Origin of the sequence: Microbacterium sp. cx-59 (genome assembly GCF_020805625.1) — a bacterium.
In the GTDB taxonomy this organism is placed as follows: Bacteria; Actinomycetota; Actinomycetes; order Actinomycetales; family Microbacteriaceae; genus Microbacterium.
This window is the reverse complement of record NZ_JAJHGO010000009.1, coordinates 525,025-545,089: the sequence shown is the minus strand read 5'-3', so window position 1 is coordinate 545,089 and position 20,065 is coordinate 525,025. Positions and strand designations below refer to the sequence as shown.

The window sequence follows — 20,065 nt, the reverse complement described above, 5'->3', positions numbered from 1 at the left end:
GGTCAGCCTCCCAGGTAGGCGCGTCGGATCTCGTCCATGCCTTTGAGCTCGGCGGAGGTGCCGGTGAGGACGTTGCGTCCGGTCTCGAGCACGGTGGCCGAATCGACGAGGCGGAAGGCGAGGGTGGCGTTCTGCTCGACGACGAGCATGGAGATGCCGGATTCGCGACGCAGGCGCGCGATCGCGTCGTAGACGTTTCGTGCGGTGCTGGGCGCGAGGCCGAGCGACGCTTCGTCGAGGAGCAGCAGTCGGGGCTTGGCCATCACGGCGCGGGCGACCGCGAGCATCTGCTGTTCTCCGCCCGACAGCGCGGACGCGTGCGAGCGATAGCGCTCCTTGAGGTTCGGGAAGAGCTCGAGACAGTACTCGACGTCGGCGTCGATGCCCTTGCGGTCTTTCCGCAGGTAGGCGCCGACCCGCAGGTTCTCGCGGACGGTCAGCCCCCCGAGGGTGCCGCGCCCCTCGGGCACATGCGCGATGCCGATCGCCGCGACCCGGTCGGGCCGCATCCCGCGGATGTCTGTGCCCTCGAAGCGGATGCTGCCGCCCGCCCGCACGGTGCCGCTGATGGCGCGGAGGGTCGTGGTCTTGCCGGCGCCGTTCGCGCCCAGGATGCCGACGGCGCCGTTCTCGGGAACCGACAGTGACACCCCGTCGAGCACCTGCACGGGGCCGTAGAAGGCGGTCACGCCTTCGAGTTCAAGCAGCGTCATCCGCGGCGTCCTTTCCGATGTACGCCTCGATGACCCGCGGGTCGGACTGCGCCTGCGCGGCCGTGCCCTCCATCAGGGTGCGGCCGTGGTCGAGAACCACGACACGGTCGGTGAGGGCGGCGATGAGTCCCATGTGGTGCTCGACGATCACGACGGTGATGTCGTCGTCGCGGATGGTGCGAACGGTCGCGATGAGCTGCTCGACCTCGGAATGCGGGAGGCCGGCGGCGGGCTCGTCGAGCAGCAGCAGGCTCGGGCGGGTGAGCAGGGCGCGGCAGAGCTCGATGCCCTTGTGCAGGCCGTGCGAGAGTTCGTCGGCGGGAAGGTGCGCGGCCCAGCCGAGTCCGGTGCGCTCGAGCAGATCGAGGGCTTCGCGCCGCTGCTCGCGCTCGGAGCGCACGGTCCGCGGGGTCCGGATGGCCCACTCGAGCGGACCCGCCGGGAGTCGCGTGTGCGCACCGAGCAGGACGTTCTCGAGCACGGACGCGTGCAGTTGCAGAGCCGGATGCTGGAACGTGCGCGCGAGACCGCGCTTCGCCAGCCCCGAGGGCGTGGTGCCGAGCACCTCGTCGCCGTCGATCCGGATGGATCCGGAGCTCGGGCGGTAGTGGCCGCTGATGCAGTTGAACAGCGAGGTCTTCCCGGCACCGTTGGGCCCGACCAGACCGAAGATCTGACCGGGTTCGACCTCGAAGGTCACGTCGTGGAGCACCGTGATCCCCCCGAAACGGAGATTCACGTCGTTCAGAGTCAGTCGAGCTGCCATCGCTCACCTTCCTGCGTCGTTGCCACATCGCTTCGACCCGGGGCGTCATCGCCCTGATTCTGGACGGTACGGATTCACGCTCAGATTGTCAACGATTTTGGCGCGCAATCGGAGAGTCGTTGTCGGACCGTGCCCGACCGCCTCGTTGCGGCAGGATGTCCGCTCTCAGAGTGCGGGCGCCGCATCCGGCATCGCCCGCCGATTCCGTTCATGCGAATCTTCCGTATGACGCCTCGGCATCCGGCGCACGATCGGAAGCACTGACAGGAAGGTCGACGATGACATCCGAATCCCTCGCCGAGGCGATCACCCGTGCCGGCAGCCCCGTGGAGCTGCTGCGCAACCAGAACTGGCCCGCGTTCACGTTCCCGGTCGCTCCGGAGTTCACGAACTGGCGCGACGAGCAGCGCTCGTGGAACACGACGGTCGCCCTCATGGACCAGTCGCACCACATGACGCAGCTGTTCCTGGGCGGCGCCGACCTGCTGCCGCTGCTCGGAACGATCTCCCCCAACACGTTCGCCACGTTCCGTCCGGGCGTCGCGAAGCAGCTGATCTCGGTGAACAAGGACGGCTACCTCATCGGTGACGGCATCCTCTTCTACAACGAGGACGCCCCCGAGGGGCTCGTGCTGGTCGGACACCACATCCTGATCGACTGGGTGCGCTACAACGTCGAGAAGGCGGAGGCCGCCGGCAAGGACGTGCACTACCGCCTCGAGGCGAACTCGCACATGCGTCAGGGCCCGCCCACGTTCTACCGCTACGAGCTGCAGGGACCGTTCGCGAACGAGGTGATGGAGAAGCTGTTCGCCGGCCCCGTGCCGGAGGTGAAGTTCTTCCACATCGGCGACTTCACGATCGCCGGCCGCACCGTCAAGGGGCTCCGGCACGGGATGGCCGGGCAGCCCGGCTTCGAGTTCTTCGGCCCGTGGGCCGACAGCGAGCCCGTGCGGGATGCCATCCTCGAGGCGGGTGCGGAGTTCGGCATCCACCGGGTCGGCGCCAAGGCCTACTCGGCCACGCCGCTCGAATCAGGGTGGGTGCCCACGCCCTTCCCCGCCGTCTTCGATGACGACCTGGCCGAATACCGCGAGTGGCTGCCGGCCGCGCGGATCGGGTCGGTCGCCGGGTCGCTCATCTCCGACGACGTGCGCGATTTCTACCTCACCCCGTACGACATCGGCCTCGGCCGGTCGGTGCGCTTCGACCACGACTTCCACGGTCGCGAGGCGTTGGAGCGCCATGCGGCGGCGCCCCGGCGCCGCAAGGTGACGCTGCTCTGGAACGCCGAGGACGTCGCCGGTGTCGTGCGTTCGCAGCTCGAGCCGGGCACTCCCGCGAAGTTCCTCGACTTCCCGAAGGCCCGGTACGGGCTCTACCAGATGGACGAAGTGCGCCGCGGCGAGGATCTCGTGGGCATCTCGACGGATGCGGGCTACATCGCCTACGAACAGCTCTATATGTCACTCGCCACCCTCGACGAGGGAATCGACGACGGGGCCGAAGTCGAGGTCGTCTGGGGCGAGAACCCGGTGTCGGCGAAGGACTCGGTCGACCAGGATCACCGCCAGGTGCGGATCCGCGCCACGGTCGCCCCCGCGCCGTACCACGAGTGGGCTCGGACGGTGTACCGGGCATAGCGCCGACGGTGTGTAGGGTCCTCGTGAGGAGGACGCGATGGCGCGTGGATCAGCCGGGCAGTCGGCACTGCAGCGGCACCTGCGGGTGCTCGACGCGTTCGAGGCGCTGCATCCGTTCCTGACCCTCAGCGAGATCGCGTCCGCCGCGGGCCTGGCGCCCTCGACCGCGCATCGCCTCGTCGCGGAGCTCACCGAGACGGGCCTGCTCGAACGGATGCCGGACCGCACCTACCGGCTCGGGGTACGGCTCTGGGAGTACGCGTCACGAACGCCGGGCGCCCTCGGTATCCGCGAGGTCGCCCGGCCGTGGCTCGCCGCCGCGCACTCCCGCATCCGGCAGCACATCCAGCTCGGTGTCCGCGCGGGCGACGATGTGCTGTTCGTGGAGCGGATGTCGGCTCCGGATGCGGTGGTCAACGCCACGCTCATCGGCGGCCGCATCCCGCTGCACGCCTCGTCGATCGGACTCGTGCTGCTCGCCCACGCCCCGGCCGGGGTGCTCTCGCACCTGCTCGCGTCGGGGCCCCGGGCGTACACGCCCCGGACCCTCACGAGAGAGGCGGAGCTCCGCGCGACCCTCGCCCGGATCCGCGCGGAGGGCGTGGCGGTCGCTCCCGGTCACATCCATCTCGATTCCCGCGGGATCGCCGTTCCTGTGCACGGCCCGGACGGCTCGGTGTATGCCGCGATGGGCGCGGTGATCCCGAACGACGGCGGGTCGGACCCGGCCGTGATCGAGACGCTCCGGGTGGCCGCGGCCGGCGTCACCCGCGCACTCCGCGACGCGTACGCCTCGGCCTCCGCGACCGACGACGACGCCGCCGCACACGGGCTGCGGCCGGATGCGGGCGTGTCGGCGCGGTCGTGGGAGTACATCGCCGCACTCGCCGGCGAGCACGCGCCCGGCACGGCTCGGGCGGGCGCGCGATGACCCGCATCGCCGTCATCGGACTCGGCGAGGCCGGACGCCGGTATGCCACCGGGCTGCGCGCGGCCGGCGCCGTGGTGCGCGGGTACGACACGTCGCCGTCCCGCGTCACCGAGGGCATCGATCGCGCCGCCGACCTCGCCGGCGCGCTTCGCGACGCGGATCTCGCGATCAGCCTCGTGGGCGCGCACGCGGCGATGAGCGTCGCGGCGGCGGCGCTGCCGCTTCTGGGCCCGGGGGTCGTGTTCGCCGATTTCAACACCGCGTCACCGGAGACGAAGGCCGCCGTCGCAGCCGTCGGTGTCGACGTCGGCGTCGCCGTCGCGGATGTGGCGGTGCTCGCCCCGGTCACCCGCGCCGGGTCGCGGACGCCCCTGCTCGCGAGTGGCCCGGGCGCGGCAGAGGTCGGCCGCCTCCTCCGGCCGTTCGGCGTGCCGGTCGACACGGTCGCGGGCCCCGCCGGAACCGCCGCCCGACTGAAACTCGTGCGGAGCGTGTTCATGAAGGGCCTGGCGACACTGCTCATCGAGACCCTGACGACGGCGGATGCCGCGGGCGCGGAGCCATGGATGCGGGATCAGCTGACCGCGGAGTTAGGACCCGACGCCCCCGCACTCGTCGAGCGACTCCTCACCGGCACGTACGCTCACACCGCGCGGCGCGAACAGGAGGTGCGAGACGCCCTCGACCTCCTCGACTCCCTCGGCACACCCGCCGACATGACCCGCGGCACCCTCGCGTGGTTCGAACGCATCCTCGACGAACGCGGAGAAGACCGGCCCTGACCGCGCCCTGCCTCACCGCAACATCGCTCGGCGGCCGCGCATCGCCCGGCGGCGCTCAGCGCACGATCCGCAGGGTCCCCGTGGGGGTATCGACGGCGCCGACAACCGTCCGGAGCGAGGCCTTCATCCGCGGGAGATCCACCTTGCCGTGCGGGCTGCGCTCGAGACTGTCGCGGACGATCACGTTCCGGGGCTTCTTGTAGCCGGCGAGGAGCGTGTCGAGATGGGCGCGGAGGGCGTCCGCATCGAGAGCGACCGTTCCCTGGACGACGACGACCGCCGTGACCGCCTCGCCGTAGCGGGCGTCCGGCATACCGAAGACGACCGCATCCGCAATCGCCGGAAAAGCGAGGAGGGCCTCTTCGACCTCGACCGGATAGACCTTCTCGCCGCCCGTGTTGACCACGGCGCTCCCCCGCCCGAGCAGGTCGACCGTGCCGTCGCCGTGAGAGACCGCCCAGTCGCCGGGCATGACGTGACGCACCCCGTTGATCACCGGGAAGGCCTCACGGGTCTTCTCCTCGTCGCGGAAGTAGCCCCTCGGCAACGTGCCACGGAAGGCGAGGACACCCCGACCCCCCTCGAGGTGCTGCACCTCGCGCAGGTCGTCGTCGAGCACCACGGCCCCCGGCAGCAGGCGCAGCCGCCCGGGAACATCGGCGACGGATGCGGTCGTGTTGACCGCGTACGGTCCGCCCTCGGTCGAGGCGAGCAGGTCGATGATGACCAGGTCGGCCCGCGCGTGGAACCGGCGCTTCGCTTGCGGGCTGAACCGCATCCCGGAACTGATGAGAGACCCGACCGCGCCGAACGAACGCTCACCCGAGCGCTCCCACGCCTCGATCAGCGGGAGCGCGATGGCATCACCGGCCACGACGAGTCGGGTGGCGCCCGCGTCGACCGCGAACCGGAACGCCGCATCGGCATCGAGGCGCGGCGAGGGGATCACGAGGATGGTGCCGCCCAGCACGAGGGTGTTCATCGAGGTGAACAGCGCGGTGCCGTGCATGAACGGGGCGAGCGGGAGGGTACGCGGAGCGGGCGTCGCCGGGTCGGCGGCGACGGCCACGACGTCGTCCATCGTCTGCGGGAGCGGAAGCCCGACCGTGCCGTAGATCGAGTAGAGCTGCACCGAGAGGATGTCTTCGGCGCCCCAGACGACGGCCTTCGGTTGCCCCGTGGTTCCGCCCGTGTAGAGGCGCAGCTCGGCGCCGGCGGGCGGAGTCACGGGAAGGATTCCGGGCACAGCGATCGCCTCGGACCACGGAACCCCCGCATCCGCATCCGCGTCCGCATCCGCATCCGCGGACGGAAGGGCGGGCGGGTCGTCGTCCACGGCGATCAGGGCGGGGGCGTGCGCCCAGTCCGCCACCGCCTCGCGCACCACGGGCCACAGCGACGTGGGGTACACCAGCACGCGGGCACCGGAATCCTCCAGGAGCGCCCGCACCTCGGTCGCGCGATACCGGTAGTTCAGGGTCACCGGCGCGATCGCGCGGGCGAAGCAGGCGAACAGGGTGACGAGATACTCGGGACGGTTGTAGAGCATCACCGCGACGGCGTCGCCCGGGCCGACGCCCGCCCGGGCAAGGTGCCCCGCGAGCGCGCCGGCATCCGCGGCGAAGCGCCGATAGGTCATCGTGTCGTCCGGGGTGACGATCGCCGGTCGATCGGGGAACGCGCGCGCGATCGCCTGCCATACGTCGCTGTAGTGGCCTCTCATCCGAACTCCCTCGTTCGCCTCGGCACGATCGATCCCTGTGCGCTCAGTCGAGCGTGGGCGGGCCGGATCGCTGCGCGAGCGGCGCGAATCGATCGCGCCAGACGCCATCGATCTCCTCCGCCGACCATCCGCCGTCGCGGTCGGCGGTCTCGAGCACCGCCGGGTGCGCGTACAGCGCGAGCCGGTCTCCGCCGATGCCGATCGCCTGCCCCGTCACGGCCGCCGAGTGCTCCGACGCCAGCCACACGATGAGGGCCGCGACATCCTCCGGGGTGCCGAGCGCGTGGTCGCGCCGGTACTCGGTGGGGATGCCCTTCCCGGCCACGAAGTCCTCGTACACCTGCGTGTAGGCGGGGATCGTCGCGGTCATCGGGCTGAGCGCGGTCGGGATGACCGCGTTGGCGGTGATCCCCGCGCGCGCGAGCTCGAGCGACCAGGTGCGGGCCATCGCGACCAGTCCCGCCTTCGCCGCCGCGTAGTTCGTCTGGCCGAAACTGCCGAACTGCCCCGCGGGCGAACCGATCAGGATGATGCGACCGCCCTCGCCCCGCTCGCGCATCGCGACCGCGGCCGCGCGCCCGCAGGTGAATGACCCCCGCAGGTGCGTGCTGATCACGGCGTCGAAGTCGTCATCCGACATCTTCCACAGCACGCGGTCCCGCAGCACACCCGCGTTGGCCACGAGCACGTCGAGGCGCCCGAACGACGAGAGCGCCGCCGCCACCAGCTCGTCGGCGGCCGCGCTCGTGCCCACGGCCGCGACGACGGCGACCGCCGACCCGCCCGCATCCGTGATGTCAGATACCGTCTGGGCCGCGCTCTCCGCATCGACGTCGTTCACGACCACCGCTGCCCCGGCGTCGGCGAGCGCGAGCGCGTACGCGCGCCCGAGACTGCGCCCGGCGCCGGTGACGATCACCACCCGCCCGTCCAGCCGCACCGCGCTCATCGGTAGTACCTCAGCACGAGCTCGGCCACGCACGCGGGTTTCGGCGCACCCTCGATCTCGAACGTGACCGGCACCTCGATCTGCACGCCGCCCGGAACCTCCGACGCCGTGCGCACCTCGCCGACGACGCGGATCCGAGATCCGACCGGCACGGGCGCCGGGAAGCGCACGCGGTTGAGTCCGTAGTTGATGCCCATCCCCGCGTCGGGCACGTCGAAGACCTCGGCCATCAGCGGTACGACGAGGCTGAGCGTCAGCAGCCCGTGCGCGATGCGCGTGCCGAACGGGGTGCTCGCGGCGTACGCGGCGTCGAGGTGGATGGGGTTGTGATCGCCGGTGACGCGCGCGAACAGGTCGACCTCGTCCTGCGTGATCTCCCGCCACGAGGAGGGACCGAACGAGGCGCCCGCGGCGTTCGCGAGCTCGGCGACATCGAGCGAGAGTCGTGCGGCATCCGTCATCGGGACCGTCCTTTGCATCGTTGCACGGGAGCATTATTTCAGGTTGCCTGAAATACTAGGACGAGACCTCCGGGTCGTCAACACGCGGCGACGATCACCGGAGAACAGCCGTGCGCTAGCGTGAGCGCCGCGGAGGAGAAGCCGGATGACCCCACAGCGACGCAGCCTCGTCTACCAGATCAAGCAGCTCGAGCTGGCGCTGCGCCCGCGGTTCCACGCGGCGTGCGCGGCCGCCGGCATGACCGCCGCGCAGTACACCGCGCTGACCGTGCTCGAACGCCGCCCCGGTATCAGCGGCTCGGAGCTCGCCCGCCGCTCGTTCGTGCGCCCGCAGACCATGGCGGGGATCATCGATCCGCTGGTCGACGCCGGCCTCGTCAGCCGCGATCCCGGCCCGGGCCGTCAGATCCTGCTCCGGCTCACGGATGCGGGCACGATGACCCTCGCGCGGCTCGACCCGCAGGTCGCCGGCGTCGAAGAACTGATGCTCGCGGACTTCGACGAGGAGGAGCGCGAAGTTTTCGCCGCGCTCCTCCGACGCGCGCGGCGGTCGCTCGACGAGCAGGGCCACCGTCCCGCCTGAGCCGCCGCGCGCCCGACGACGTGGGTCGCCGCCGGTCGCCGAGATGAGGATGATCGCGCGAGCGGAGGATGTCGCGGCCGCATTCACCCTCGCGCGGACGGATCATCCTCCGCTCGACAGGACCTCGCGCGCGCACCGACGCTGCCCAGGCGCTGCGGGTGAGCGGCGTCAACTCTTGCGATAGTTCTCCCGCGCGAACCGCGAGTACGGAGCGGGCTGCACGGTCGCGCGGATCTCGACCTGCCGGTGCGGCTCGACCGCGGGCTTGGCCGTGTGGGGCTGCTCACCCCAGGTGACGACGACCCGCGTGCCCGGCTCGGCGTACTCCGGCGCCACACTCGCGAGCGACACGAAGACCTGCTCACCCGTGATGTACCCCACGTCGTGCGAGATGCCCGCATCCGCCCCGTCCTCCGCCGACACGCGATCGACCTGATAGAGCCCGTACCGCGCCTTCGGGAAGTCGATGTACTTCGCCGGCACGCCCGCCTCGTACAGCGATCGTTGCGCGGCCGCCACGTCTTCCGGCTCCCAGACCAGCGTGACCTTCACCCGCTGCGGCGACGCCGCGTGCCGCTCGAGCGCCGCCCGCCCGATGAAGTCGTGGTCGAAGGCGACGCTGCGCCCGTACCCGAGGTCGTACGGGGTCAGGTAGTAGTCCTCGATGTCATCCGACACGAAGCTCCCGGCCAGCGAACCGAGCCGCGCCGCCGGCAACCAGGCCAGATACTCGGCCGAGCGCTCGCCCGTGAAGATCGCCGGCAGGGGTGACGGCACCCACGCCGACTCGAGGTTCGCCGACGAATACGCCTTCGCCCCGACCCGCACGAGACCGAACTCCTCGCCCGCAGAGAGGATCGCGTCACGGATGCGGTCACCATCCGCCCACGGACCGAACAGCTCGAACCCCGGCTGACCCGCCATCCCGTGCCGGAGAGAGCGCACGGTGGCGCCCGCGATCTCGAACGTCGCCATCCCGAAGAACTTCGTCGCCGGCACCGGCCCGCCGATGAGCTTCTCCACGAGCGCCAGGGCGTGCGGGCCCTGCACCTCGTACCGGTAGAGGGTCGGCGGGGTGCCGGGCTCGCGCATCAGTGTGTTCGCATCGCGCTCGAAGGTGACGTCGTAGTCGCCCGTCTCGCCGATGAACTGCACCCAGTCGAGCACCATGTACCAGCCCACGAGGTCGTACACCTCGTCGTCGAGATGGAACAGGATGGCGTCGCCGATCAGGTACCCCTCGTGGTTCACGGCCACGAACTGCTTCGCGGCATCGACCGGGAAGGTCGCGAAACTGTTCACGCCCGTCTCGCTGAGCAGGCGGGCCGCATCCGGGCCGGAGATGAACAGGTCGGTCATGTGGTGCGACTGATCAAGCAGAGCCACGCTCTCGCGCCACGACCGCTGCTCGCTCCGCCAATTGCTGAACTCCGGCGTGACGGGGAAGATCGTCGGCCTCGCCTGCGCGTTCCGCAGCAGGGCGACGGGGTCTCCGACGCGGGCGATCGCGGCGGCGGCGGATTCGGTCATGGTGAACTCCTTCGTTCCAGAACGAGAGCAACTCTAGGAAACTCCATTCATCCGCAGTGCGGGCGTGCATAAGCTGTGCTTATGGACCGGCAAGGATGCCTGAGGGGCCGCTCGAGCTTCGGCGTGCGGCACGCAGCGGAATCGCGCCCGTGGACCTGAACCTCATCCGCGTGTTCGTCGCGATCGCCGAGACCCGCAGTCTCACCTCCGCTGCCGCGCGGCTGTACGTGACGCAGCCCGCGGTCAGCCAGGCGCTCGGGCGCCTCCGCCGCGAACTCGACGACCCGCTGTTCCACCGCGTCGGGCGCGCGATGGTCCCCACACCCCTCGCCGACAGCGTCTACCCCGGGTTCCGCGAGGCCTTAGCTGCGGTCGACCGCACCCTCGACGGCGTGCGCCGGTTCGACCCGGCGGACTCGACGCGCACCTTCCGGATCGCGCTGTCCGAGCTCGGCGAGATCGGCTGGCTCCCCGCCATCGTCCGGGCCGTCCGGCGACGCGCGCCCGAGATGCGGATCGAGGTCGTCCCGATGGACGTGCAGGCGCTTCCCGAGTGGCTGGGGCGCGGCACGGTCGATCTGGCTGCCACCCCGTCACCCGTGCCGGGGCGGTTCGAGAAGGTGGTTCTGAAGACCCAGGGGTACGGCGTCGTGATGTCGTCGCGGCATCCGCTCGCCGCAGATTCGCTCGACCTCGACGCCTACGCGACGGCCGGCCACATCGTCGTGGCGAGCGACTCGGGTGCACCCGCCGTGGAGCACGCGTTGCGTCTGGCCGGAGTCACGATCGAGCCGCGCATCGCCGCGCACCACTTCGCGGCGCTGCCGCCGCTGCTCGCCGCGAGTCACGACCTGATCGCGACGATGCCCGACACGATCGCCGAGGGCTGGGCGCAGACATGGCCGCTGGTGGTGCGACCCCTGCCCTTCGAGATGGCGCCGCTCGATGTCAGCCTCTACCGCCGCTCCACGACGGCGCACACGGCCGCGCTCGACTGGCTGTTCGAGACGGTGGCGCGCGCCATCCGCGGGTCGTCGGGACGGTTCCAGGTGATCCACGGCGACGCCGCGGACGGCTGACGCTTCGCCTCGGGCCCGTGCGGCGCCCGCTCACGCGGCCCGGCGGGGCGTTCGCGCGGGGCGGCGGGGCGTGTGGCACACTTAGCAATATGACTAAGTATCGCGATGGGCTCGACGGTGTGCTGCACGCCCTCGCCGACCCCACCCGTCGCACGATGCTCGACCGGATGACAGACGGCCCGGTCTCCGTCACCGATCTCGCCGCTCCCTTCGGCATCGCACTTCCGACCGCGATGACCCACGTCAGAGTGCTCGTCGATGCCGGGCTCGTGGAGACGACGAAGTCCGGCCGGGTGCGCGCATGCGCACTGCGTCCGGGGGCGCTGGACGAGGCATCCGCCTGGATCACCCGCAGACAGCGGATGTGGGCCCACCGGCTCCGGTCACTCGACCGGACGCTCGAACAAGGAGAGACGACATGACCGCGAACGATCGATCCATCACCCTCACCCGCACGTACGCGCGTCCTCCGGCGGACGTGTTCGAGGTGTGGGTCGACCCGGAGTCGCTGCGGCATTGGTACGCCCCGGTCGAGGGCTGGGTCGTCGGCTCGGCGGAAGTGAGTCCCGGAGTAGGCGGCTCGTACACCGTCACGTTCGGCCCACCCCCCGAGGGTGACGCGTACCGCGAACACGGGACCTACACCGCCTTCGACGCCCCGCACCACCTGGCCTGGACGGGCACGCTCGAGGGAGAGGGAGACCTGACGCTCCGCACCGAGGTCACCTTCGCCGCGCACGGAGAGGGCACCCTCGTCACCCTCACCGAGCAGGAGCTCCCCGACGACGCCACGGCCGAAGAGCACACCGAGGGATGGACGACCGCGCTGAAGCATCTCGCGAAGCTGCTCGACACCGCCGCGCACGGCCGCGCGGCGGAATGACCGGACTCGCAGGCGAAGGCTCCTGAGCCGGAGGTGGCTCAGCAGGCGCGATGGCGCATCGGTCGTCGGATCGAACGCGCGCAGCCCGCCTCATCCGCCACATCCGTAGACATCCGCCCCAGCGGTCCGACAACTCATGACCCACTCGCCCGTCCGCGCCGCGCAAACGCGTCAGCGAGTCACCTCACACCGCGGCGCGGCCGCCCGGCGTGCACAACGCAGGAGATCCGCTGCACCCGCGCGCTGCGCGGCCGCATCCGGGTCGGTTCCTCCTGAGTTGTGCACGCAGCGGTGCGGCAGCGAGTGACTGCTCGCGCCGAGCGCAACCGCCGTGCCGCGGCAACCGCGGGCGCCGCGAGCTACAGCGTGCCCGCGGTGCGCCAACCCCCCTGGTACTCCTGCCGGGCGGTCTCGGCGTAGGGCACCGGGCTGACGATCGCGCGCACGGCGATCTGCTCGTGCGGCTCGACGGTCGTCTTCTTCGATCCGCCATCCGGTTCGCCCCAGACGACGCGCACCTCGGCCCCGATCGGCACATCCCGATCGACGGTCGCGAGCGACAGCCCGCGCTTCTCGTTCGCCGTGACTCCCGTGAACAGCGAGAGCCCGATCTGGTTGCCGTCGGCGTCGATCACGGCGTCGTAGTTGGACGAACCGTAGTTCGCGTTCGGCAGATCGAAGAACTGGTAGCCGACACCCTCGCGGTCGATCACGCTCGTGAGGATCTTCGCCAGGTCCTCGTCGTTCCAGGCGAGCGTGACCTTCTTGCGCTGCGCGTCCGCATCCACCTTCTCGAGGGCGTCGCGGCCGATGAAGTCGTGGTCGAACTTCACGAACGAGCCGTAGCCGAGCTCCCCCGGGGTGAGGTAGTAGTCCTCGATGTCGTCCGATACGAACGAGCCGGCGAGCGCGTTGATCGCCTCGTAGCTGTTCGCGGGCAGCCACTCGCGGTACGCCCGCTCGGCCTCGCCGGTGTAGATGGCCGGCAGCGGCGACGGGATCCAGCCGGATTCGAGCGTGTTCGACGAGTACGCGCGTGAGCCGCAGGGCTCGATCCCGAACTCGCGGCCGGCCTCGAGGACGGCTTCGCGGATCTTCGCGTGCTGCTCGTAGGGGCCCCAGATCTCGAGCCCCGGAGCACCCGCCATCCCGTGCCGGAGCGTCCGTACGCGCTCACCCGCGATCGTCATCTCGCCCATGTGGAAGAACCGCACCTTCTCGAGCGGTCCGCCGTTGAGCTTCTCGATGATGGCCCAGGCGTTCGGCCCCTGGATCTGGAAGCGGTAGTAGTCGCGATGGACGGCCGCGCCGTAGGGACGCGAGGGCGAGCGGTCGTCGTAGCGGAACTCGACGTCGTATCCGCCCGTCTCGGCGTGGAACTGCAGCCAGTTCGCCGCCGGCGCGCGACCGACGTAGACGTAGTCGCCCTGCGCCTCGTGGAACAGGATGCCGTCACCGATCACGCCGCCGTTGGATGCGGTCGGCACGAACTGCTTGGCGGTGTTCACGGGGAAGTTCGCGAACGAATTGATGCCGGTGTCGCTCAGGAGCTTCAGCGCATCGGGACCCGAGACGAAGAAGTTGACCATGTGGTGCGTCTGGTCGTAGAGCACGGCGGTCTCACGCCAGGCCTTCTGCTCGCGCCGCCAGTTCGTGAACTCGGCCGGAACGACCGGGTAGATGTAGGTTCCGAGCTGCGAATCGCGGAGCATCTCGACGATGTTCCCCCGCTCATCCAGCAGCTCCTGCAGGTTGCGTGCCATAGGTCGCCCTCGACTTCCTTGTCCGTCGGCTGATCCGCGATGGTACCGAGGAGGATCCCTCTGTCCATAGTGGTTTTCGTCGCCATGATTGTAAACAAAATCTTGACCACTCCGCCAGGGGTGTGATTCGCTGAAGCCCTCGGACCGGCACCGTCGCCGCCATGGTCACCGCCGAAACGCGGCGAACAACGTCGTCGACGGGCCCACCCGACGATTGCACGGGCCGCCTCGACACCGGCCCGACCCCTCACCGGTCGACGACGAACTGGAGCGAACATGGCAGAGATCACCCCTTCGCTGCTCGTGCTCAGCGCCCACGCGGGCGACTTCGTCTGGCGGGCGGGCGGCGCGATCGCCGCCGCCACCCTGCGCGGCGAGCGCGCGACGGTCGTGTGCCTGAGCTACGGCGAGCGCGGCGAATCCGCCAGCCAGTGGCTGCAGGGCAAAGCCCTCGACGAGATCAAGGCGATCCGTCGCGGCGAGGCGGAGGCGGCCGCATCCGCCCTCGGTGCCGCCGTCGAGTTCCTCGACCTCGGCGACTACCCGCTCCGCGAGACCCCGGATGCGGTCGCCGCCCTCGTCGACGTGTACCGCCGTGTGCAGCCGACCGTGGTGCTCACCCACCCGCTGACCGACCCGTATAACGGCGACCATCCCGCCGCGGCGCGCATGGCTCTGGAGGCACGGGTGCTGGCCCAGGCGATCGGCGTCGCGAACTCCGACGGCTCGTTCCCCACGAAGGAGACGATCATCGGCGCCCCGCCGGTCTTCTTCTTTGAACCGCACCAGCCGGAGCAGAGCGGCTTCGTGCCGAACGTGCTGCTCGACATCACGGACGCGTTTCCCGCCAAGCGCGCCGCCATGGAGTGCCTGCCCGCGCAGAAGCACATGTGGTCGTACTACACCGATCTCGCCGTCCGCCGCGGGGTGCAGGTCACGCGCAATGCCGGCCCGAACCTCGGCCTCGCGCACGACACGATGGGCGAGGCGTACATGCGCTACTTCCCCCAGGTGACGGGCTTGCTCGAATGACCGCGGCATCCGGGCGGATCGTGGTGACCGACATCCGGCGAGCGGATGCCGACACCGCCGCGGCGTTGGCCGAATTCGGCTCGGCGACCGTGCACGAGGCGATGGGTCGCACCGGATACGCGGGGCCCCGCATCCGCCCCATCCAGCAGGGCGCGGCCGTGTCGGGCACGGCGATCACCGTGCGCGTCGCCCCGGGCGACAACCTGATGGTGCACGCCGCGATCGAGCAGGCGCAGCCGGGAGATGTGATCGTCGTCGCTCCGGTGACCGATTCGGCGTACGGGTTCATCGGCGAGCTGATGGCTACGCAGATGCAGACCCGCGGCGTGCGGGCGTATGTGACCTCCGGCGGCGTCCGCGACACGGCCGAGCTGCGGACGATGGGGTTTCCGGTGTGGACCGCGCACGTCAGCGCCGAAGGCACGGTCAAAGACACCGCGGGCGCCGTGAACGTGCCGATCATCCTCGACGGGGTGGCCGTGCGGCCGGGCGATGTCATCGTCGCGGATGACGACGGGGTCACCGTCGTGCCGCGTGAACGCGCCGCCGAGACGCTCGACGCGGCCCGCACTCGCGCCGCGCGCGAGGCCGCCAACCGCGAGCGCTACCGCGCCGGCGAGATTTCGATGGATCTGAACGCCCTGCGGCCGGTGCTCGCCGACCTCGGAGTGCGGTTCGTGACACAGGCGGAGTTCGAGCGCGATGACGACTGACGATCGCGCGGCGGGCGTGCGCTGCATGCTCATGCGCGGCGGCACCTCGAAGGGCGCGTTCTTTCTCGAAGAAGACCTCCCTTCAGACCCGGCCGCCCGCGACGATCTGCTGCTGCGGATCATGGGCAGCCCCGACCCCGCGCAGATCGACGGCATCGGCGGCGCGCATCCCCTCACCTCGAAGGTCGCCGTCGTGCGGCGCTCCGACGAGCCCGGCATCGACATCGATTACCTGTTCCTGCAGGTGGCCGTCGACGAGCCGCTCGTCGCCGACGCGCAGACGTGCGGCAACCTGCTCGCGGCAATCGGCCCGTTCGCCCTCGAGCGCGGACTCGTGCGCGCGACGGGCGACGAGACCGTGGTCCGCATCCGCCTACGCAACACCGGCGACATCGCCGACGCGACCTTCGCGACCCCGGGCGGCCGGCCCGATTACGACGGCGACGTCGCGATCGACGGCGTTCCGGGAACCGCCGCGGGAATCTCGCTCCAGGTGTCGGGGGGCGACAAGCCGCTGTTCCCGAGCGGAGCGATCACCGACAAGATCGACGGGCACCGCGTCACCCTGATCGACAACGGGATGCCGGTCGTGCTGCTCGCCGCGGGCGAGTTCGGCGTCGCCGGCGACGAATCCCCCGGCGATCTCGAGGCTCGCGTCGATCTGCTCGACGCCCTCGAACGCGTGCGTCTCGTCGCCGGCGAGCGCATGGGCCTGGGCGACGTGCGCGCGCAGACCATACCGAAGATGATCCTGCTGTCGCCGCCGTCGGCGACCGGGGCGATCTCGGCGCGAGCGTTCATTCCGATTCGCGTACATACGTCGATCGGGGTGCTCATGGCGGCCTCGGTAGCCGCCGGCGTCCGCATCCCGGGCACGATCGCCGCGGACCTCGCCCGAGCCGCGGACGGCGACACGACCCGGATCGAGCACCCGACCGGCACGTTCTCCGCCCGGGTCTCGGTGCACCAGGATGCGGACGGCCGCTGGCATGCGGCATCCGTGTCCGTCCGCACCGCCCGCCCCCTGTTCGACGGCACCGTGTTCCCGCGGCCCCGCCGCTGACCTCACCCACCGCTAGGAAGGACCGCCCGATGACCGACTCCACCTCATTCGACGTCGCCCACATCGGCAGCGTCGAGCTGCTCACCCCCGAGTTCGAGCGGAGCCTGTGGTTCTTCCAGGACCTGCTCGCGATGCGCGTAGTCGCCGAGCACGCCGGCTCGGTGTACCTCCGCACCTGGGACGAGTACGAGCTGTACACGATCAAGCTCACCCCCTCGGATGCGGCGGGCGTCGGCCTGACGACCTTCCGCGCGATCTCCCCCGACGCACTGGCGCGCCGGGTCGCGGCGATCGAGGCGACCGGCTTCGGCGAAGGCTGGGTCGACGGTGAGGTCGGCACGGGTCCCACCTTTCGGTTCCGCGACCCCGACGGGCATTCGATGGGCATCTACTACGAGACCGAACGCTACGTCGCGACCGACGACAAGCCTGCGCTGAAGAACCAGGCGTCGCGCTTCCCCGGCCACGGCGTCAACGCCCGCCGACTCGACCACATCAACTACCTCGCGAAGGATGTGGAGGCCAACGGCGAGTTCCTCGCGGGTGCCCTCGGCATGCGCGAGAGCGAACGCATCCGCAACGATGACGGCAAGTTCGCCGCCTGGTGGTTCCACTTCTCGCTGAAGTCCTACGACGTCGTCTACTCCGACGACTGGACCAAGCACGGCAACCGCCTGCACCACATCGCCTTCGCGCCCGATACGCGCGAAGACATCCTGAAGGCCGCCGACATCTTTCTCGAGAACGGCATCCACATCGAATCCGGGCCGCACAAGCATGCCATCAACCAGACGTTCTTCCTCTACGTGTGGGAGCCGGGTGGCAACCGCATCGAGTTCGCGAACGCCGGCGCCCGCCTGCTGCTCGACCCCGACCAGCCCGTCGTCGAGTGGACGCAGGAGGAGCGCAAGAAGGGCCAGGCGTGGGGCATGAAGACGATCGAGACGTTCCACACCCACGGCACCCCGCTCGTCTGAAACCCGGGGCGACGCTCCGACCTTTACGCCCACGCGCCAGTTTTCTGCTCCCGCGCCTCAGATCTGAAGCGCGGGAGCAGGATATTGGCGCGCGGGGGCTCTCGCTGCGCGGGGGTGTCCCTGACGGGACAGTCCCCCGCCGGCCTTTGGCCGGCTCCCGCCAATCTCGATGCCAGTCCCGCCAGGAACACCCCCGCTCCGCTGGGTTCCTCACTGCCTCACCGCGAGACTGCAGTTTCGGCGCGAGACGTCTGTCCAGAGCCAATGTCTCGACGCCCGACTGCAGTCTCACGGTCAGGGGCGCCAGCGGGACTCAACCCCAGACGGAGCCGGCGATGTCGACGACGGAGCGGATCTTCGCCCACTGCTCGTCCTCGGTGAGCGCATTGCCCTCCTCGGTCGAGGCGAAGCCGCACTGGGGACTGAGGGCGAGCTGCTCGAGCGGGGCGAAGCGGGCGGCCTCGTCGATCCGGTTCCGGATGGCGTCAGCATCCTCGAGCTCGCCGGTCTTGGTCGTGATGAGCCCGAGCACGACGATCTTGTCGCCCTCGGGAAGGAACCGCAGCGGCTCGAAGCCGCCGGCGCGCTCCGAGTCGTACTCGAGGAAGTACCCGTCGTACGGGGTGCCGGCGAGCAGCGCCTCGGCGACCGGCTCGTATCCGCCGGACGAGATCCACGTCGACCGGAAGTTGCCGCGACAGACGTGGGTCGTGACGACGAGGTCGTCGGGCTTGCCGTCGAGGATGCGGGTCAGCATGCTCGCGTACCGGTCGGCGATGCCGTCGGTGTCGATGCCGCGCTCGCGCGCCTTCGCGAGCTCCACGTCGGAGCAGAGGTACGCCCACGCCGTGTCGTCGAACTGCAGATACCGTGCCCCGGCGTCGTAGAACGCCGCGAGCGCGTCGCGGTACGCCTGCACGAGGTCGTCGGTGATGGCCTCGCGTCCGTCGTACGTCGCGGCGTCGATGTGGCCCGGTTCGAGGCGGAAGTCGAGCACCGTCGGCGCGGGGATCGTGAACTTCGGGGTCGCGCCGGTCTGCGCGGCCGCATCCTGCAGCGCACGGAAGTGCGCGAGGAACGGATGCTGCGCCGAGAACCCGATCGGCCCCGAGATCTCGATCCCCCGCGGCTTCGTCTGCACGCCCTGGAACTGGATGCCGTGGTCGAGCTCGACGATCTCGACGCCGTCGAGGTGGTCGAAGAAGTCGAAGTGCCACCACGACCGCCGGAACTCGCCGTCGGTCGCGACCCGCAGCCCGTTCTCCGATTCGAGGCCGACGAGCCGCTCGATCTGCGTGTCTTCGACGGCGCGCAGCGCATCGCTCGTGAGCACCCCCGCAGCGTGCTGGCGCCGGGCCTCGGCGAGCTCGGCGGGACGCAGGAAACTACCGACGATGTCGGCACGGAACGGAGGGCGCACGGTCATGCTGCGATGCTACGCGGGCCCTCCCGCGGCGGCATCCCGCCGGTCACACGGCGTCGCCGGTGAGGGAGGGCGCCCTCCGGCTCAGAACACGTACTCCATGAGCTCGACGCCGAGGGTGCGGAACGCGTCGTGCGCGCGCAGGCGGTGCGCGATCGAGAGATCGTCGAAGCAGACGAACAGCGCGTACGCCACACCCGCACGCGGGCCGGCGAGCACCCCGGCTTCGGTCCGGATGCCGGGAGCCCGGCCCGTCTTGTTGATGAAGAGCAGACCGTGCTCGTCGTTGTCGTGCGCGAACGGGTCGAGCCCTGTCGACGTGCCCACGAGCGACAGGTCGTGATCGCGACTCAGCCACTCCGCGACCTGCGCGCTCACGCCGGGGCTGACGGCCTCGGAGTTCACGAGCGACGCGAACAGCTGCGCATACTCACGCGTCGAGCCGAGCGCGACGTGGGGCGCATCATCCGGGCCGCGCACGTCGCGGAAGCTGTCCATCAGCGCCGATCGGCTGAGCCCGAGCTGCTCGACGCGCCCCCGCACGGCCGGCAACCCGACGCGGGAGAGCAGGGCGTTCGCGGCGAGTGCGTCGCCGGCGGATGCGGCGAGCACCGCGACGTCCGACAGCGGAAGCGCCGGGGCCTTCAGGTGCTGCCAGAGTCCCGACACCGTCACCGGCTCCAGGCCCGCCCGGTCGACGATCTCGAGCGGATCCAGCGTGCCCGCCTCGAACTGCGCCGCCACCTCGACCAGCAGCGGCACGACCCCGAGGCCCGCGATCGGGAGACTGAGGAAGTCGTCGCCGACCAGCACGGCGCTCCCCCGATCGAGGTCGTCGATGCGCACCGACACCTGCGCCCCCGACGCCGCCAGGGCGTCGAGGGCTTTCAGGGTCGACGTGAACGACCGGCGTCCGGCTGCCGCGCGCCGCGGAATCCGTTTCGCTCCGCGACGCGATTCGCGCGCAGCATCCGTCCCTCGTGCGGGTTCGGGCGAGACTGCCACGGTCGAGATCCTTCCCCTGTCGGACTGCTCGGGTGAACGGGCGGGA

Annotated in this window: 20 protein-coding genes; 11 read left to right on the top strand and 9 right to left on the bottom strand. The window is 70.4% G+C overall.

From position 1 onward, the window contains the following. Positions 1-2: 2 nt before the first annotated feature. Together LMI96_RS14725 and LMI96_RS14720 are read right to left on the bottom strand one after the other, a co-directional pair. On the bottom strand, positions 3-713 hold the full coding sequence (locus LMI96_RS14725; protein ID WP_223723202.1) for an ABC transporter ATP-binding protein: 711 nt from the start codon (positions 711-713) through the stop codon (positions 3-5). Further along, positions 700-1,479 carry an ABC transporter ATP-binding protein gene (locus tag LMI96_RS14720; protein ID WP_223723203.1) on the bottom strand — a complete coding sequence of 260 codons (780 nt, stop codon included), beginning with the start codon at positions 1,477-1,479 and terminating at the stop codon, positions 700-702. Before LMI96_RS14720 ends, LMI96_RS14725 begins: the two co-directional genes overlap by 14 nt. Before the next feature lie 278 nt (positions 1,480-1,757). Between LMI96_RS14720 and LMI96_RS14715 the strand changes: the two genes are divergently transcribed. Genes LMI96_RS14715 through LMI96_RS14705 form a run of 3 tightly spaced genes read left to right on the top strand, consistent with a single transcriptional unit; the run spans position 1,758 to position 4,835 of the window. Then, positions 1,758-3,122, top strand: coding sequence for an aminomethyl transferase family protein (locus tag LMI96_RS14715; protein ID WP_228362013.1), 1,365 nt, complete (start codon positions 1,758-1,760; stop codon positions 3,120-3,122). Positions 3,123-3,159: 37 nt separating this feature from the next. Beyond that, a complete protein-coding gene (locus LMI96_RS14710; protein ID WP_228362012.1) occupies positions 3,160-4,053 on the top strand; it encodes an IclR family transcriptional regulator in 894 nt (297 codons plus the stop codon). Further along, a complete protein-coding gene (locus LMI96_RS14705) occupies positions 4,050-4,835 on the top strand; it encodes a DUF1932 domain-containing protein (protein WP_228362011.1) in 786 nt (261 codons plus the stop codon). The genes LMI96_RS14710 and LMI96_RS14705 overlap by 4 nt, the downstream gene beginning before the upstream one ends. Before the next feature lie 55 nt (positions 4,836-4,890). Here LMI96_RS14705 and LMI96_RS14700 read toward each other — a convergent pair whose 3' ends face one another. Genes LMI96_RS14700 through LMI96_RS14690 form a run of 3 tightly spaced genes read right to left on the bottom strand, consistent with a single transcriptional unit; the run spans position 4,891 to position 7,968 of the window. Further along, positions 4,891-6,558, bottom strand: a complete 1,668-nt coding sequence (locus LMI96_RS14700) for an AMP-binding protein (protein ID WP_228362010.1) — start codon at positions 6,556-6,558, stop codon at positions 4,891-4,893. Positions 6,559-6,601: 43 nt separating this feature from the next. Further along, positions 6,602-7,498, bottom strand: a complete 897-nt coding sequence (locus LMI96_RS14695) for an SDR family NAD(P)-dependent oxidoreductase (RefSeq protein WP_374197935.1) — start codon at positions 7,496-7,498, stop codon at positions 6,602-6,604. A gap of 5 nt (positions 7,499-7,503) precedes the next feature. Next, positions 7,504-7,968, bottom strand: a complete 465-nt coding sequence (locus tag LMI96_RS14690; protein ID WP_223723209.1) for a MaoC family dehydratase — start codon at positions 7,966-7,968, stop codon at positions 7,504-7,506. A 145-nt stretch (positions 7,969-8,113) separates the two neighbouring features. On the opposite strand from LMI96_RS14690, the gene LMI96_RS14685 reads away from it, so the two are divergent. Beyond that, the gene (locus LMI96_RS14685; RefSeq protein ID WP_228362008.1) at positions 8,114-8,551 is read left to right on the top strand and encodes a MarR family winged helix-turn-helix transcriptional regulator; all 438 of its coding nucleotides are present in this window, start codon (positions 8,114-8,116) and stop codon (positions 8,549-8,551) included. 168 nt (positions 8,552-8,719) lie between these two features. On the opposite strand, the gene LMI96_RS14680 is transcribed toward LMI96_RS14685, so the two are convergent. Beyond that, positions 8,720-10,081, bottom strand: a complete 1,362-nt coding sequence (locus LMI96_RS14680) for an aminomethyl transferase family protein (protein ID WP_228362007.1) — start codon at positions 10,079-10,081, stop codon at positions 8,720-8,722. A 95-nt stretch (positions 10,082-10,176) separates the two neighbouring features. Here LMI96_RS14680 and LMI96_RS14675 point away from each other — a divergent pair, with 95 nt between their 5' ends. The 3 genes from LMI96_RS14675 (at position 10,177) to LMI96_RS14665 (ending at position 12,043) form a co-directional block, all read left to right on the top strand. After that, on the top strand, positions 10,177-11,160 hold the full coding sequence (locus tag LMI96_RS14675; protein ID WP_228362006.1) for a LysR family transcriptional regulator: 984 nt from the start codon (positions 10,177-10,179) through the stop codon (positions 11,158-11,160). An 89-nt stretch (positions 11,161-11,249) separates the two neighbouring features. Further along, a complete protein-coding gene (locus LMI96_RS14670) occupies positions 11,250-11,582 on the top strand; it encodes a helix-turn-helix transcriptional regulator (protein ID WP_228362005.1) in 333 nt (110 codons plus the stop codon). Continuing rightward, positions 11,579-12,043 carry an SRPBCC domain-containing protein gene (locus tag LMI96_RS14665; protein WP_228362004.1) on the top strand — a complete coding sequence of 155 codons (465 nt, stop codon included), beginning with the start codon at positions 11,579-11,581 and terminating at the stop codon, positions 12,041-12,043. The genes LMI96_RS14670 and LMI96_RS14665 overlap by 4 nt, the downstream gene beginning before the upstream one ends. 359 nt (positions 12,044-12,402) lie before the next feature. On the opposite strand, the gene LMI96_RS14660 is transcribed toward LMI96_RS14665, so the two are convergent. Beyond that, complete coding sequence (locus tag LMI96_RS14660) at positions 12,403-13,806, bottom strand: aminomethyl transferase family protein (RefSeq protein WP_228362003.1); 1,404 nt, start codon at positions 13,804-13,806, stop codon at positions 12,403-12,405. 276 nt (positions 13,807-14,082) lie between these two features. On the opposite strand from LMI96_RS14660, the gene LMI96_RS14655 reads away from it, so the two are divergent. The 4 genes from LMI96_RS14655 to LMI96_RS14640 are packed head-to-tail and all read left to right on the top strand — an operon-like array spanning position 14,083 to position 17,591. Then, positions 14,083-14,838, top strand: coding sequence for a PIG-L deacetylase family protein (locus LMI96_RS14655; RefSeq protein ID WP_228362002.1), 756 nt, complete (start codon positions 14,083-14,085; stop codon positions 14,836-14,838). Beyond that, positions 14,835-15,551: a 4-carboxy-4-hydroxy-2-oxoadipate aldolase/oxaloacetate decarboxylase gene (locus tag LMI96_RS14650; RefSeq protein ID WP_228362001.1), complete on the top strand. Its 717-nt coding sequence runs from the start codon at positions 14,835-14,837 to the stop codon at positions 15,549-15,551. Before LMI96_RS14655 ends, LMI96_RS14650 begins: the two co-directional genes overlap by 4 nt. Next, the gene (locus tag LMI96_RS14645) at positions 15,541-16,614 is read left to right on the top strand and encodes a 4-oxalomesaconate tautomerase (RefSeq protein WP_223723216.1); all 1,074 of its coding nucleotides are present in this window, start codon (positions 15,541-15,543) and stop codon (positions 16,612-16,614) included. The genes LMI96_RS14650 and LMI96_RS14645 overlap by 11 nt, the downstream gene beginning before the upstream one ends. A gap of 29 nt (positions 16,615-16,643) precedes the next feature. Beyond that, a complete protein-coding gene (locus LMI96_RS14640) occupies positions 16,644-17,591 on the top strand; it encodes a VOC family protein (RefSeq protein WP_228362000.1) in 948 nt (315 codons plus the stop codon). A gap of 313 nt (positions 17,592-17,904) precedes the next feature. Here the strand turns inward: LMI96_RS14640 and LMI96_RS14635 are convergent, their stop codons facing one another. Then, positions 17,905-19,017: a 5-methyltetrahydropteroyltriglutamate--homocysteine S-methyltransferase gene (locus LMI96_RS14635; RefSeq protein WP_228361999.1), complete on the bottom strand. Its 1,113-nt coding sequence runs from the start codon at positions 19,015-19,017 to the stop codon at positions 17,905-17,907. Between the two features lie 81 nt (positions 19,018-19,098). Then, the gene (locus tag LMI96_RS14630) at positions 19,099-20,019 is read right to left on the bottom strand and encodes a serine hydrolase (protein WP_228361998.1); all 921 of its coding nucleotides are present in this window, start codon (positions 20,017-20,019) and stop codon (positions 19,099-19,101) included. Positions 20,020-20,065: the final 46 nt, after the last annotated feature.

Excerpts from the sequence above, each read along its gene's own strand:
- LMI96_RS14640 (WP_228362000.1), top strand. The coding sequence starts at position 16,644 with ATGACCGACTCCACCTCATTCGACGTCGCCCACATCGGCAGCGTCGAG.
- LMI96_RS14680 (WP_228362007.1), bottom strand. The coding sequence starts at position 10,081 with ATGACCGAATCCGCCGCCGCCGCGATCGCCCGCGTCGGAGACCCCGTC.
- LMI96_RS14645 (WP_223723216.1), top strand. The coding sequence starts at position 15,541 with ATGACGACTGACGATCGCGCGGCGGGCGTGCGCTGCATGCTCATGCGC.
- LMI96_RS14650 (WP_228362001.1), top strand. The coding sequence starts at position 14,835 with ATGACCGCGGCATCCGGGCGGATCGTGGTGACCGACATCCGGCGAGCG.
- LMI96_RS14665 (WP_228362004.1), top strand. The coding sequence starts at position 11,579 with ATGACCGCGAACGATCGATCCATCACCCTCACCCGCACGTACGCGCGT.
- LMI96_RS14720 (WP_223723203.1), bottom strand. The coding sequence starts at position 1,479 with ATGGCAGCTCGACTGACTCTGAACGACGTGAATCTCCGTTTCGGGGGG.
- LMI96_RS14660 (WP_228362003.1), bottom strand. The coding sequence starts at position 13,806 with ATGGCACGCAACCTGCAGGAGCTGCTGGATGAGCGGGGGAACATCGTC.
- LMI96_RS14685 (WP_228362008.1), top strand. The coding sequence starts at position 8,114 with ATGACCCCACAGCGACGCAGCCTCGTCTACCAGATCAAGCAGCTCGAG.
- LMI96_RS14700 (WP_228362010.1), bottom strand. The coding sequence starts at position 6,558 with ATGAGAGGCCACTACAGCGACGTATGGCAGGCGATCGCGCGCGCGTTC.
- LMI96_RS14705 (WP_228362011.1), top strand. The coding sequence starts at position 4,050 with ATGACCCGCATCGCCGTCATCGGACTCGGCGAGGCCGGACGCCGGTAT.
- LMI96_RS14670 (WP_228362005.1), top strand. The coding sequence starts at position 11,250 with ATGACTAAGTATCGCGATGGGCTCGACGGTGTGCTGCACGCCCTCGCC.
- LMI96_RS14675 (WP_228362006.1), top strand. The coding sequence starts at position 10,177 with ATGCCTGAGGGGCCGCTCGAGCTTCGGCGTGCGGCACGCAGCGGAATC.
- LMI96_RS14655 (WP_228362002.1), top strand. The coding sequence starts at position 14,083 with ATGGCAGAGATCACCCCTTCGCTGCTCGTGCTCAGCGCCCACGCGGGC.
- LMI96_RS14690 (WP_223723209.1), bottom strand. The coding sequence starts at position 7,968 with ATGACGGATGCCGCACGACTCTCGCTCGATGTCGCCGAGCTCGCGAAC.
- LMI96_RS14725 (WP_223723202.1), bottom strand. The coding sequence starts at position 713 with ATGACGCTGCTTGAACTCGAAGGCGTGACCGCCTTCTACGGCCCCGTG.
- LMI96_RS14715 (WP_228362013.1), top strand. The coding sequence starts at position 1,758 with ATGACATCCGAATCCCTCGCCGAGGCGATCACCCGTGCCGGCAGCCCC.
- LMI96_RS14635 (WP_228361999.1), bottom strand. The coding sequence starts at position 19,017 with ATGACCGTGCGCCCTCCGTTCCGTGCCGACATCGTCGGTAGTTTCCTG.
- LMI96_RS14710 (WP_228362012.1), top strand. The coding sequence starts at position 3,160 with ATGGCGCGTGGATCAGCCGGGCAGTCGGCACTGCAGCGGCACCTGCGG.